Annotated in this window: 13 protein-coding genes; 12 read left to right on the top strand and 1 reads right to left on the bottom strand. The window is 47.1% G+C overall.

Features of this window, described 5'->3' with window-relative positions; all coding sequences use genetic code 11:
* Positions 1-36 precede the first annotated feature (36 nt).
* The 12 genes from ACZ5NB_RS12405 (at position 37) to yjgA (ending at position 9706) form a co-directional block, all read left to right on the top strand.
* Entirely contained in the window at positions 37-1005 is a 969-nt protein-coding gene (locus ACZ5NB_RS12405; RefSeq protein WP_460233934.1) for a KpsF/GutQ family sugar-phosphate isomerase, read from the top strand.
* Positions 1006-1008: 3 nt separating this feature from the next.
* Positions 1009-1551 carry a KdsC family phosphatase gene (locus tag ACZ5NB_RS12410; protein WP_460233935.1) on the top strand — a complete coding sequence of 181 codons (543 nt, stop codon included), beginning with the start codon at positions 1009-1011 and terminating at the stop codon, positions 1549-1551.
* 29 nt (positions 1552-1580) lie between these two features.
* Entirely contained in the window at positions 1581-2249 is a 669-nt protein-coding gene (gene lptC / locus ACZ5NB_RS12415; protein ID WP_460233936.1) for an LPS export ABC transporter periplasmic protein LptC, read from the top strand.
* An 11-nt stretch (positions 2250-2260) separates the two neighbouring features.
* Positions 2261-2794, top strand: a complete 534-nt coding sequence (gene lptA, locus ACZ5NB_RS12420) for a lipopolysaccharide transport periplasmic protein LptA (protein ID WP_460233937.1) — start codon at positions 2261-2263, stop codon at positions 2792-2794.
* Between the two features lie 3 nt (positions 2795-2797).
* On the top strand, positions 2798-3523 hold the full coding sequence (gene lptB, locus ACZ5NB_RS12425) for an LPS export ABC transporter ATP-binding protein (protein WP_460233939.1): 726 nt from the start codon (positions 2798-2800) through the stop codon (positions 3521-3523).
* 309 nt (positions 3524-3832) lie between these two features.
* The gene (locus ACZ5NB_RS12430; protein ID WP_460233941.1) at positions 3833-5389 is read left to right on the top strand and encodes an RNA polymerase factor sigma-54; all 1557 of its coding nucleotides are present in this window, start codon (positions 3833-3835) and stop codon (positions 5387-5389) included.
* Positions 5390-5577: 188 nt separating this feature from the next.
* Complete coding sequence (gene hpf / locus ACZ5NB_RS12435; protein ID WP_460233942.1) at positions 5578-5868, top strand: ribosome hibernation-promoting factor, HPF/YfiA family; 291 nt, start codon at positions 5578-5580, stop codon at positions 5866-5868.
* A 26-nt stretch (positions 5869-5894) separates the two neighbouring features.
* Positions 5895-6356, top strand: a complete 462-nt coding sequence (locus tag ACZ5NB_RS12440) for a PTS sugar transporter subunit IIA (RefSeq protein WP_460233944.1) — start codon at positions 5895-5897, stop codon at positions 6354-6356.
* Between the two features lie 88 nt (positions 6357-6444).
* Entirely contained in the window at positions 6445-7323 is an 879-nt protein-coding gene (rapZ, locus tag ACZ5NB_RS12445) for an RNase adapter RapZ (protein WP_460233945.1), read from the top strand.
* Between the two features lie 32 nt (positions 7324-7355).
* Positions 7356-7625: an HPr family phosphocarrier protein gene (locus ACZ5NB_RS12450; protein WP_460233946.1), complete on the top strand. Its 270-nt coding sequence runs from the start codon at positions 7356-7358 to the stop codon at positions 7623-7625.
* A 96-nt stretch (positions 7626-7721) separates the two neighbouring features.
* The gene (mgtE, locus tag ACZ5NB_RS12455) at positions 7722-9086 is read left to right on the top strand and encodes a magnesium transporter (protein ID WP_460233947.1); all 1365 of its coding nucleotides are present in this window, start codon (positions 7722-7724) and stop codon (positions 9084-9086) included.
* 23 nt (positions 9087-9109) lie between these two features.
* Positions 9110-9706 (top strand): ribosome biogenesis factor YjgA, encoded by a 597-nt coding sequence (yjgA, locus tag ACZ5NB_RS12460; RefSeq protein ID WP_460233948.1) that lies wholly within the window; start codon positions 9110-9112, stop codon positions 9704-9706.
* A gap of 18 nt (positions 9707-9724) precedes the next feature.
* On the opposite strand, the gene ACZ5NB_RS12465 is transcribed toward yjgA, so the two are convergent.
* Positions 9725-14026: a YhdP family phospholipid transporter gene (locus tag ACZ5NB_RS12465; protein ID WP_460233949.1), complete on the bottom strand. Its 4302-nt coding sequence runs from the start codon at positions 14024-14026 to the stop codon at positions 9725-9727.
* Positions 14027-14051 lie beyond the last annotated feature (25 nt).

Genomic DNA, 14051 nt, shown 5'->3' on the forward strand with positions numbered 1-14051 from the left:
CAGGTATTGCAAAGCCAATCACTCAACGGAATCCGAATGGATAAACTAGATTGCATAAGCGTCGCTAAACGCACTATCGACATCGAAACCAAAGCCATTGCTGCTCTAGCCGATCGAATTGACGAGCAGTTTTATCACGCTTGCAATGCAATACTAGATTGCCAAGGCCGGGTCGTTGTTACAGGAATGGGCAAGTCTCACCACATCGGCAGCAAAATCGCCGCAACCTTAGCCAGCACTGGCACACCCGCTTTTTTTGTCCACCCAGGAGAAGCCAGCCATGGTGACCTGGGCATGATCACTAAAAACGATGTCGTGATAGCAATTTCAAATTCAGGTAGCTCTGCAGAAATAGTCACGCTACTGCCACTATTAAAACGAATGGGTGTGCCTTTAATAAGCATGTCCGGCAAAGCCGACTCCCCTCTGGGAAAGGCAGCAAACTATCATCTCGATATCAGCGTAGCATCAGAAGCTTGCCCTTTAGATTTAGCCCCGACTTCGAGCACCACTGCAACATTGGTCATGGGTGATGCATTAGCTATCGCGCTGCTCGAGGCCCGCGGGTTTACGGCCGAAGATTTTGCATTCTCGCACCCTGGCGGCGCTCTAGGCCGCAAGCTATTGGTGATGGTTGAAGACTTAATGCACAGCGGCGAACAAATTCCCCAAGTTCACCGTGGGGTTTCTGTTCCGGAGGCTTTGGTTGTCATGACCGAAAAAGGCCTAGGACTGACTACCATCGTCGATGATGAAGGCGATCTTCTTGGTATTTTCACCGATGGCGATTTACGCCGCGCTGTCGATAAAAAACAAGATATTAACAGACTGGCAATATGCGACATTATGAACAGTTCACCGAAAACCGTTGAACGCCATATGCTCGCGGCAGAAGCACTTGGCATAATGGAAGACAAAAAAATTACTGCGCTGGTGGTCGAGGAAAATCAACACCCAGTTGGCATCATTCACCTACACGATATTCTGCGCGCGGGCGTCATTTGACCTATGAATTCTTCTGCACTACCTGCTCAAACAACTGAAAAACTACGACAAATCAAATTGCTGCTTCTGGACGTCGATGGCATTCTTACCGATGGCAAACTGTATTTCGGCAACCAAGGCGAAGAGCTCAAAGCGTTTAATATTCTAGACGGCCAAGGCATTCGCCTACTACAAGACAGCGGAGTCAAAGTAGGCATAGTGACCGGTCGCAAGAGCGAATTAGTTGCGCGTCGCGCTAGGGACTTAGACATTGCTTTTGTCATCCAGGGATCCAAAAACAAGCGCGAATCGGTCACAAAAATCGCACAAGAAGCCAACATCGCTTTAGACAACATCGCCTTTATGGGTGACGACTATCCGGATTTGATTGCTATGCAAGCGGTCGGCTTGAGTTTTACGGTCACTAATGCCCATGAAGAAATTAAACAACGCGTTGATTGGCAGAGCCAATACCGAGGTGGTGACGGCGCGGTGCGAGAAGCTTGCGACATCATTATGAAAGCGCAAGGAACCTATGAAGATGCACTCAACAAGTTCCTCCAATAACTTAGCGACCACAAAATAAACAGCTTGCTATGAAAAAAAATTGGATCCCGGTTGCGCTCTTTATATCAATTGCTTTTGTCGTATTCGTCGTCGAATACACACCCAAAAAGCTGCCAACCCCACTAGCGAGTAGCGAAAAAGCGCAGCAATTCCCGACGTTTTTTATAAGTGGGATCGAAACACTGCAATTTGATGATAGCGGCAAACTCGCTCACAAATTCGAGGCCAGCGAAGCTCAACATTTCCAAGCAAACCTCAATAAACCTAGCCCGAAAGATTTCACTGCCATTCAAAATCCGCGATTTTATTTTTATAAGGCCGATGCCACTCCATGGCACTTGAGCGCTGAGCAAGGTAGGGCCACTGAAAACGGCGAAAAGCTTGAGCTAAGTACCAATGTCAACGCGTGGCAATCTCTGGAAGACGGTGAAACTCGTATTACCGCACCGAGCATATCGCTTTTTCCAAATCGCCAATTAGCCGAATCGGATAAAACTGTTATCATCCGCTACCCCAGAGCCGTTTACAGTGGCCTAGGAATGGAAGTTGATTTCAAACAACAAGTGTTCACGCTCTTATCCAAGGTTAAGGGGAAGCATGAGCCACCAACACACGGTGAACTGTTACAATCAACGCCCACCATGCCAGGCCAACCAAACGAGGCTGTGACCCCATCACAGTCACCCGAAACTGAGTAAGGATTGACCTAATGTGCCGTCTTCATCAAACATTTATGGCACTGAGCCTTTGGCTCATCGCCCAGCCAGTGCTGGCGCTACCAACAGATAAAGACCAAGAGATTGATATCGAAATGCAAGGCCGTATGCGCATTGATACTGCGAATGAGGTCGCCACTTATTCTAAGAACGTCGTCGTCACTCAGGGCTCACTGAAAATCATGTCAGACGAATTGACCGCGCACGGCAACATCAATAACCCCAACAAAATTATTGCCATTGGCGAACCTGCCACACTGCAACAGCAGCCATCAAGCGATCAAGGCGTAATAACGGTTAAGGGTAACCACATTGAGTACCGAGTGGGCAGCGAGCAAGTTTTAATTTCAGGTAACGCTGTATTTGAGCAAAGCGGTACAACCATCACCGCAGCCAAGCTGTTCTACGATGTCAGTAGCTCCCTGGTAGAAGCAGAAGCCGGCGACGACACTATCAAACTGGTTAGCCCTCCGCGCAACCGTGGCGCGAGTGACGAACAACCGCCATCTAACAATAAAGCGGAGTAGCCAATGTCCACTCTTCGTGCCGAAAACCTTGCTAAGCGCTATAAAGGGAGAGATGTGGTTTCAGATGTTTCGGTGTCTGTATCTGCTCGAGAGGTAGTCGGCTTACTCGGCCCAAACGGTGCAGGGAAAACAACCTGTTTTTATATGATCGCAGGCCTGATTAAACCTTTGCGTGGCGAGATCTTCATCGACGACCTCAATATTACTCAATTTGCTATGCATGATCGCGCTAAAGCGGGCATAGGCTATTTACCTCAAGAGGCTTCGGTTTTTCGCAAGTTATCGGTCGCTGACAATATTCTCAGTATTCTCGAGACGCGCCCCCAACTCAATCGTAAACAGCGCCTCCACAAAATGGAGGAATTGTTAGTCGAGTTCAATATCACCCACTTACGCGACAGCCTAGGCATGGCGTTATCAGGCGGCGAACGCCGTCGAGTGGAAATTGCGCGAGCGTTAGCCACTGATCCTGCCTTTATTTTGTTGGACGAACCCTTCGCGGGCGTTGACCCAATATCCGTTAACGACATCAAAGGCATCATCACTCACCTAAAAGAACGCGGTATCGGCGTGCTCATTACCGATCACAATGTAAGAGAAACGCTCGATATTTGCGAGCGCGCTTTCATTGTTAGTGAAGGTCATATCATCGAGTCGGGTAGCCCCGAACAAGTTCTGAACAACCAGAAAGTTCGCAAAGTTTATCTGGGCGAACATTTTCGTCTATAGGCCTATCGACACGCCTCAAGTCAACGTCTAATTCGCTATTAACCGCGTTTTTTACAAACCAATTTTCATTAAATAAGCGATTTTTTGACCACAGGCATAAACATTGCTTGTCAAGATTGCCGCGTCGCGGTAGCCTGTCTACACTTAGTCAGGGGTTCCAAATTGGCACATCCTTTCTAGACAATTTAGCTGATGTAAATTAAGGGAAAGCCAAGTCTCACGGTTGAGCAACAAGATCTTGTCAACGCTCGCACTATCAAACCGAAGTTGTGCTTGGCAAGTTAAAGTGCAACGCAGTCGCCGTCATCTATGAAACAATCGCTTCAACTTAAGCTGGGCCAACAGCTCACAATGACACCGCAATTGCAGCAAGCAATTAAGCTTCTGCAACTGTCCACCTTGGATTTACAGCAAGAGATCCAAGATGCGCTAGATTCCAATCCAATGTTGGAGATATCTGAAGATGATTCAGGTTCGGATGGAGGCAGCGGTGATACTGATTCAAATTCGGAGAATACCAGCGAAGCAACCAGTACATCCGATGGCGACTCCGCCAATGACCCTCAAGACCTTTATAACAACGATAATTTCGAGAATAGCGCACCCAATTCAAGTGATGACTCGCAAGATTACCCTGAGTCAGACTGGAATAATGAAATCCCCAATGAACTTCCAGTCGATACCAGTTGGGACGATATCTACCAACCGTCAACAGGCCCTGTCGCTAGTGGCCCTGAAGACGAAGACTACGATTACGACTCCCGGCGTACTGTCACAGAGTCTCTATACGATCACCTAATGTGGCAGCTTAATTTGACGCCAATGTCTGATCGAGACCGCGTCATCGCCATGTCAATTCTTGATGCTGTTGAGCCGTCTGGTTTCCTTTCTCAAACCACCAATGAGATATTTCACGGTATCGAAGATAGCCTGGAAGAACTCGAAGAAGATGAAGTCAATGCCGTTTTACATCGACTGCAACAATTTGACCCACCCGGTGTTTGTGCTCACGACCTCCAAGAGTCCCTACTCATCCAGCTGAAACAGTTCGCTGAAGATACACCTTATTTAAAAGACGCCTTCGTCGTCGTCAAAGACCACCTAGCATTGCTCGGTAGTCGAGATTACAAACAATTAATGCGTAAAACAAAGCTCAAAGAAGCGGAACTACGCGATACGATTTTATTAATTCAAAGCTTAAACCCTCGCCCAGGTGAACAAATTAACGCTGGGGAAACCGAATATGTCGTACCGGATGTATTCGTCAGTAAAGAGGACGACCGGTGGGCAGTGAAGCTAAATCCTGATATCGCACCTAAGCTGCGTATCAACCCAGCCTATTCTGCATTGATTAAGCGAGCCGACAATAGTAGTGACAACACCTTCTTGAGAGATAATTTGCAGGAAGCGCGATGGTTTCTAAAAAGTTTGCATAGCCGTAACGAAACCTTGTTAAAAGTTGCCACCTGTATCGTAGAAAAGCAACGCGGTTTCTTAGACTATGGTCCAGAGGCGATGAAGCCACTAGTTCTTCACGACGTTGCTGAGGCGGTGGGGATGCATGAATCCACTATTTCCCGTGTGACAACGCAAAAGTATATGCACACGCCACAGGGGATATTTGAGCTAAAATATTTTTTCTCTAGTCATGTCAGTACCGACAGCGGCGGAGAATGCTCATCTACCGCTATCCGCGCTATAATTAAGAAACTGGTTGTTGCGGAAAATCCGAAAAAACCACTCAGTGATAGTAAAATTGCCGAACTATTGGCCGAGCAAGGTATTCAAGTAGCAAGACGCACTATAGCCAAGTATCGGGAGTCTCTAAACATTCCCGCTTCTAACGAACGCAAACGGCTTGTGTGAAAAGTATCCAGCGATTAACTCGACACATTTGTCGCGACCTTACTTCCGCTACAGTCATAGCGCCTACTTAGGCAAAGAGGCTTATATCCAACAGGAGTCAACGCCCCAAGTATGTAATGTGACCCGCAAAACAATCAATTATTGTCATATAACGGACAGAGTTCCCCTACACAATTAGGAGCTGCACTATGCAATTAAACATCAGTGGCCATCACCTCGATCTCACCGACTCCATTAAAGATTATGTCGCCAACAAACTCGACAAACTCAACCGACACAGCGACCAGATTACGTCGGTTAACGTTATCTTGTCAGTCGACAAGCTGGAGCAAAAAGCAGAAGCCACTGTACACGTTAGCGGTAAAGATTTTTTTGCGGATTCTAGCAATGAAGATTTATACGCTGCGATCGATCTTCTGTCAGACAAGCTTGACCGACAGCTCATTAAGCACAAAGAAAAGCAACGTAGCCATCGCTAGTCGTCTCGCGAGCAGTTAACCAACCTATGGACATTAGCAAGATACTCTCCCCCTCTCGCACTTGTTGCCACATTGCTGGTGGCAGCAAGAAGCGGGTTTTGGAAGAAACAGCAAAAAAAATCGCAGAAGACTACCCGGCACTCTCGTCGGATGAATTATTCAGAGAACTAGTGAATCGAGAGAGACTAGGCTCTACTGGTATTGGGCAAGGTATTGCAATACCGCATTGTCGGGTCAAAAACTTAGCCAATGCCGTGGGCGTCTTATTCACTCTCGATACGGCGATTGAATTTGAAGCAATTGATGATTCCCCAGTAGATATCGTGTTTGCGTTGCTGGTGCCCGACGAAGCGGAGAATCAGCACCTGCAAACCCTGTCTCTACTAGCGCAAGCGTTTAGTAATCCGTCTAATCTTAATATCATCAGGCGGGCCAATAGCGATGAATCTTTATTCAAATGTGCCACCGAAGTATTTAACGATATCTAACGAAATAAATAATCGGTATCGATAACCGGGCCAGCGCCTTTTGAGCAAACTCTAAGGCTCAACCTAATGGAGCTAAAAGGTTTCAATTATGCGTTTGATTGTCATTAGCGGCCATTCCGGCTCAGGCAAGAGTACCGCGCTACACCTTCTCGAAGATGCTGGTTTCACGTGCGTGGACAACCTACCAGCTTCCTTGCTACCGCAATTAGTTGACCATATAAAGACGCTTAACCCCGATGGTGATGGTCACCAAAAATTTGCTATCAGCATTGATGCCAGAAACACCTGGCAAGACTTAAAACAGTTTCCACAAACTCTCACAGCGATCGAAGCACTAGGGGTTAAATGTGAGATAGTTTTTCTCGATGCAAAAAACAACATTCTCATTCAACGTTACAGTGAAACACGTAGAAAACACCCCCTGAGTGATGAAAATACAGACCTCAAACAAGCCATTCACGCCGAGCGCTCCTTACTCGAACCCATCGCAGATCTGTCAGATCTAGTTATCGACACAACTAGCCTAAATTTGCATGAGCTCCGTGATCTCATTAAAACCCGTGTACTTGGCGCAGATGCTTCAGAAATGTCTATTTTGTTTGAGTCTTTCGGCTTCAAACACGGAATACCGGCTGACGCTGAAATTGTCTACGACGTGCGCTGCCTACCAAACCCGTATTGGAAGCCGCACTTGCGGAACTTTAATGGCCTTGAAGAACCTATCGAAACATTTTTGTCGGGACATGACGACGTGCAAGATATGCTTGCTGATATCACCGCTTATTTAGAGCGGTGGTTACCCAAACACCAAGCAAATAATCGTAGCTACATTACGATTGCCATTGGCTGTACTGGCGGCCAACATCGCTCTGTCTACCTGTCGAACCAATTGTTTACACACTTCAGTAAAGCATACAAAAATGTATTGGTGAGACACCGTGAATTAAATATGACCGATCACAATTAAGCGATCTAAGCGACCTTGGAATTAACACTTTTATGGTTGAACAACAAATTACAATAATAAATAAACTCGGCCTACATGCTCGGGCAGCAGCAAAGCTGGCTAAAACCTGCGGTCGGTTTGGCAGTAAGATTACCATCGGCAGTCAACAAACTCGTGTAGACGGCAAAAGTGTCATGTCTCTTATGCTTCTCGCCGCAAGTAAAGGTACTGAGCTTGTGATTACCAGCGAAGGCAAAGACGAGCAGCAGGCCATGGAAGCAATTGTAGCGCTGATTAATAACCGATTTGATGAAGAAGAATAAGGCTTACATGTTTACGCGAAGCCCTGAGCGAAAAGCAAATTAACGCACTATCAGTTACACTTACCGGGACAAAGCCCTCTAGCGATTTTCACTTATATGCAGCCATCTACAGACCAGTTAAAAGCGCAAACACAAGCCCATCTAGCTCGGATTACCGACGCGCTAGAGAGCGGCGCGTTTCAGCCTGTGCGACGTATGCTAAATGGCCTCCGCCCGGTAGAAATCGCTCACTTACTGGAATCTTCACCCCCTCGATCTCGGCTAGCGCTGTGGCGATTAATTGACAAAGACCTTGAGGGTGAAGTTCTTCAAGAACTATCCGAAGAAAACCAGCTTTACTTCCTCAACCAAATGAACACCGAGGAAGTCGCCGCTGTCACAGAAGACCTCGACGACGACGACGTAGCCGATATTCTGCAACAACTGCCGGACCAAATTATCCAGCAAGTGTTAGCGGCGATGAGCGAACAAAACCGTGAACGAGTAGAGTCGCTGCTGTCATATGCTGGCGATACGGCCGGCGGGTTAATGAGCTCAGACATCATTACTGTCCGGCCCAACCTAACCCTCGACATTGTGCTGCGCTACTTGCGTCGTCACGAAGAACTTCCACAATCGACCGACAACGTTATTGTTGTCAATCGTGATGGTAAATATCTAGGGCTGCTAACTCTTCGTAAGTTATTGACCACCGACCCAAACATGACGGTGCGCGAAGTGATGGAAACGGACGTCGAAGCAATCCCTGCTGACATGCCTGATATTGAAGTCGCTCGCTTGTTTGAACAACACGATTGGGTTTCAACGCCAGTGATCGATGAAGAAGGTAAGGTACTAGGACGCATTACCATTGATGACGCGGTAGACGTTATCCGCGAAGACGCTGATCACTCACTTATGAGCATGGCCGGTCTTGATGCAGAAGGTGCAACATTTGCCTCCGTCATGAAGACTGCACCAAGGCGTGCTGTATGGTTGGGTATCAATCTTGTCACTGCGATCATTGCCTCTTTAGTCATCGACAACTTTAAAGAGACCATTGATAAAATCGTGGCTCTCGCGGTTCTCATGCCTATCGTTGCCAGTATGGGAGGTGTTGCCGGGAACCAAACGCTCACTGTAATGATTCGCGGCATGGCCTTAGGGCACATTGGTCGCAACAACATAAATTGGCTTTTATCCCGGGAGTTTTTAGTGTCTGCAATGAACGGGGTATTATGGGCCGTCATCATGGGGCTAGTGGTTTCGTTTTGGATGAAGGATTTTGATATAGCCTTAATCATTGGAGCCGCAATGATTATAAGCCTCATTGCCGCCGCACTTGCTGGCACCTTGCTACCCATCTTCTTAAAACGCATGGAGATAGATCCAGCATTAGCCGGTGGCGTCCTTTTAACAACAGTCACGGACGTTGTTGGTTTTCTCTCGTTTCTCGGTTTAGCGACTATGTTTTACGCTTAATCGTCAATAGTAATTATCGAATCATGAAAGAATTTCACCACACAAATACTAAAGACCCATCCGACACGCCAGACTCACCCGCTGAGCCCGCTATCAATGCCACAGATACTATAAGTGATGAGCCTGAAGGTGATGCCGAAGAAATAGTCTACGTCAGTAAATCGCAACTCAAGCGTGAAATGCATGAACTTCAAGAACTTGGGAAGCGTTTAGCGGACCTGAACGAGCAACAACGCGCAAACTTTGTACTTACCGAGGAACTGTTGTCGGGAATCGAAGAATATCGACGTGTCGCAAAAAATGAAGCGAAGCGTAGGCTACTTCAATACATCGGCAAGCAAATGCGTAAACAAGATTTAGAATCCATCCATGCGCGTTTTGCAGAAATGGACGCTGAGCAAACCAGAACTATCAAACGTCACCACCTTGTTGAACAATGGCGTGATCGTTTGCTGGAAAACAACTCTAACGATGTCACCGCGTTTTTAAACGAGTACCCAGATACGGACCGTCAAACCTTTAGGCAACTGGTGCGCAATGCAGTAAAAGAACAAGGGAACGGCAAGCCGCCTGCTAACACGCGGAAATTATTTAAGTTTTTAAGGGATACAATGCTCTAAAAAACCTTTGGGAAGAGATTACGCTGCTTCAAGGTAATACATAGAATTGCGTTGAGCATCAAGCGCTTCCTGAGCATCACCTACGCCTTCGGTGCCGCTCCTTGAAGAAGCATCACTCTCCGCGTCCAGCTCCCCCTTTTGATGATCGATCACATCAGCCGCATCCACAGGCAATTCATGAGGTAGTGATTCGTCGGAATCAGGCGATGAGTTTATCGCACTGCCATCGTCGTCCTCCTGAGGAGATATTTCAGGGACAACCGATTCGACAACTTTTTTATCCGAGACGCGCTCGAACTTAAGTTCAGGATCATTCAATGACCCTTTAACTTCGTAACGTAAGCTCGCCACCTTATCAACTTGTTTTTCAAATGCTTTACTAATCAGGTATACACCCAATGCGGCTGGCAAGCCGGCTGCAAATGCCGTCACTAACGTTAAGTTCCCACCGACCGGTAGCGTTGCCGTGAGCATCGCATCCACACCTTCATCTACGAGGTTGACGCTGCCGGTAATTTGAAAGCGCCCTGATGGAGAATCAATGGTCAATGGTTCATATATATTCACAGTCCCTCGATCAAAATTAAGCATACCTTCGATATTGTGATAGGGCATCCCCTCTCGGCCTAAATCAGAAAAACTGTAACGGAGCCTACGCAACCAAGAATCTACATTGAAAAAACTAATAAGTTGCAACAACGCGCCGCTAGCCCCCGACTGACTATCATCCGTCGAAAAAGCGCCCCTCTGCATCGCGATCGACACATCGCCTGCAATATTGATCGTGGATATATTCGCGGGAGAACCGCCCCAATTGAGTTGCGCCTTAAACACTGCGTCTTCACTGTCCACCATAGCGGGTTGGTCCCAAGACTCTAAAACCTTTCCAAGGTCCTTGCTGACGACAACACCCTGGAAACGCGAACTCGATTGTTCGCCTATTTTGTCCCACCAAATCGTTGCGCCCGTCTGACTGATTCCGTCTATATGAACATTTTTCACATCAGCAACTAATTGCGTAACCTCAACCCCAGTCGTGGTTGGCGTCAACTTGAAAGTCCAATTTCCAAAATCGTCACCATCAATGGTAAATTGATTCACGATGACTGACATCGCGGGCAAGCTCTTCGGGTCAACCCCCGCTAGCGGATCTATCGACTCTTGCGTTTCTACCTCAGCGGCAATACTCTCCGACGCATCAACATTAGCATCAGAATTCACGAGGTGAAAATAGTCGAGCATCAACTCTATTGGCGCCTCACCTTGAGCAATTTCAATATCACCCGCAATAGTGGCGGAATCGAGGTTAACTAGCCATTTATTTTCTGGGCGGGTTACGCCCAATACGATGTCGGTAATCGGAAACCCTTGAAAATCGAGTGTGCCCACACTCAAATTGACAACGGGATATAGGCCTTCGCCAGTTCCGCCAGGTTGTTTTTGCCAATAGGCCAACACAGCTTCAACAAATTCTTGCCACTCAGCATAATTTAAGGCGTCTATATGTCCGTCGATAAACCAACCATCACGCCCTTTTAATCGCGCCTGATCGTTTACACTCATGACTAGTTGCGCGAGCTGGTTATCACGCAACAACACTTTCCCTCGTAAATGATCGCCATAATCCAGAGAATAGAGCATTCCTTGTTCATCAAAATTCAACTCAACTTTTACAGGTAGTGCTTCTTCACTCATTTTGCCTAATGGGGCAGGCGCATCAATAACCACTTGTGACAAATCACTTTGCAGTGTTAATACTGCATCTGGCTGGCTTTGATCCGTTGTTGATGGCGAGGAAAACGTAAGGTCTGCAAACACTTCAGAAGAACCATGAATAAACGATGGGATATCAACATCTAACCATGCTGCCACGTTGTCAACATTCGTTCGGCCGTTTGCTAAGATACTGATCTTTTGAGAACTTGATAAAAAGTTACTAGTAGAAACACTCCCACTCAAGGCTTGCCCCCACAGAGTACCTGTTAAATTATCGCTATTGATACCATTTGATTCGTGATAAGAAAACGATCCCTCTATTTGTTCTATCGTGATATTTGAAGGGTCATGCCGCAAACTGACATCCCCCAAGCTGCCAACAATGCGATATTTGGCACCATCTGCAATTCTAAATTCCGCTTCAGGTTTTACGGCATTCGCTTTATCTTCCGGCGCACCCCCTTGCTCTACTTCCTGGCTTTCGCTGTCTACCAGCGTTCTGGTATCAGAGATGCCTTCACCCTCTTGCGCCCGCTGTATTTCCAGAGGCAACATCAGCTCAAGCTGCGTTAACAGATCGCCTTGCAGTTGAACTTCATCGAAATAACGACCGGCAGCATCGCGTAAAGGCGTTTCGTTTAACAAGCGGATTGCATCATCGAGCGTACCGCTGGCCTCACCAGCTACTTCAATGATGATATCCCCTTCACTCTCGACATCAACAGTAACGAATGCTTCAGCTATCTTGGTATCGTAAGTTTTTGCACGCTGAGTTTTAGCGTAGACCGTCGTGTCATCTAGCCAGACCGTACTTTCTACATCCGTTAACTCAGGCCAACTTGGGTGATAACTAACTCGTCCATCAGCCACATCAACAAAAAGTTGCAATGATGTATGAGGGTTTTCTTTGCTTGTAAAACCGCCACGGTAGATAAATCCGCCATAACTCACATCCCCCGAGTGAATATTATTGTCGAGCCAATCGCGCAGAGTTTGGGGGACAACATAGGGAACCAACTCATTCTGAAACTTAGCCTGGCTATTATTCACGCCCAGCTGAATAATCAATTCCTCCGGCACACTACCGAAGGAGAAAGGTACGAAGAGAGAAAAATAACCGGCAACTTCTCCAAATTTGCTGTCCGCCGTTATTAACCCGCTGTGTACATTCACTGCCCTCTTCTCAAGGTCTACATCCCAATGCACTCTTCCTATAGCATCAGACAGATCGAAAGGCTTTTCATACACCGTGGGATACAGCATTGAAAAACCTTGCTTGCTGTCCAAGTCGATGTAGCCAGCCAATGGCGTTGCTTCCAAATACCCATCAATATTTACTAACTTAGGTGCGCCGTTGTAACTTTCCACACTGACTGTATTTAAATTGGTCTGCAAACGGATTGCGTCAACGCCAGCACCTTCAATACGTAATTGCAGGTTCTCCAAAACCCCCTTGGGATCTAGATCATTCAGTGCAGCTAACGCCTCACCCTTCACCAGACCAATCTCTTTGACGCGCGGAAGCCATACATCCAGGTCAAGCTCAGCCGTTTGTACGGTAACGGGTTGGCCGAGCTGTGGAGACGAAATCAACACATCAAAACTCGGCGCCGTGTAATCCCCCCACGCCATCAGAACGTCCCTTAAGCTTAACTCCCAAGAACCATCTGTATTCCATCGCGCTGCAAAATTTGCTCCTGACTGATTTGGAAAAAGCACTTCGTTATCCATAGCAACAGGCGGCTCGCCAACATCGACTCTCCCGCGCGTAACAATTTCCATCCCCTGATAGATGTCGAACCAGGCTTCAAAATCCAGAAAGTGCCCTTCGCGCCACTCTTTGTTGGGCAAGCCTTCCCATAATTCTCCCGGCAGGGCGGCCATTGCTTTTTCTAATTCAAAGTTTCGCAGTTTGATGTAGCCCTTAGCACTAAAGTCGGCGATACTTCGCGGGTCACCATGACCTTCAACCACCAGCGTGATAACTTCATTGTTGCTATCGACCCCCACTTGCGACTCAAAACGATGGAAATCGCCGCTATTTTGCAAAAGCAGATGCGGTAACGAAAGTTCACTGTGATGACCCGTTGCAAACTCGAATTTTAATTCAGCATCGCGAAATTCTATTTCATTGACCGAAAAAAAGCGGTCAAGTGGGTCGTCGCTTGCAATACCGTCGTCCTGCAACTTTTGTGGATCCCACCCACTCAACATCCAGGTTCGATCCTCCTTCTGGATAAGAGACATCTCAACCTGCACAAGCTCAAACTTTCCAATCACTAAATCCCAGCTAATCAAAGAATCAAGTAGGGAAACTCTGCTCCGCAGGGTATTTACAGCAAATATTTGATCGCCGGCATCATTGTTCAACGTCACACCACGCAAACGCAGTTCTGGCTGAAGCCCCTGCCAGGACCCTTCCACCGAGTCGATACGAACATCAACACCTAGAGCCTTTTCAACCATGAGTTCCAGGTCGTCTTTGTAATTCGACACATACGGAGTGAGTTCCCTACCGACCGTCACAAGCACAGCCAACGAAATCAGGAGGAAAGCAAACACTCCCCAGAATCGTCTAACCAATGTGCGTGTTGTAGGAATCATAATGTAAGTTAGTTGGGCTCAAATG

Source organism: Aurantivibrio plasticivorans (assembly GCF_055392955.1).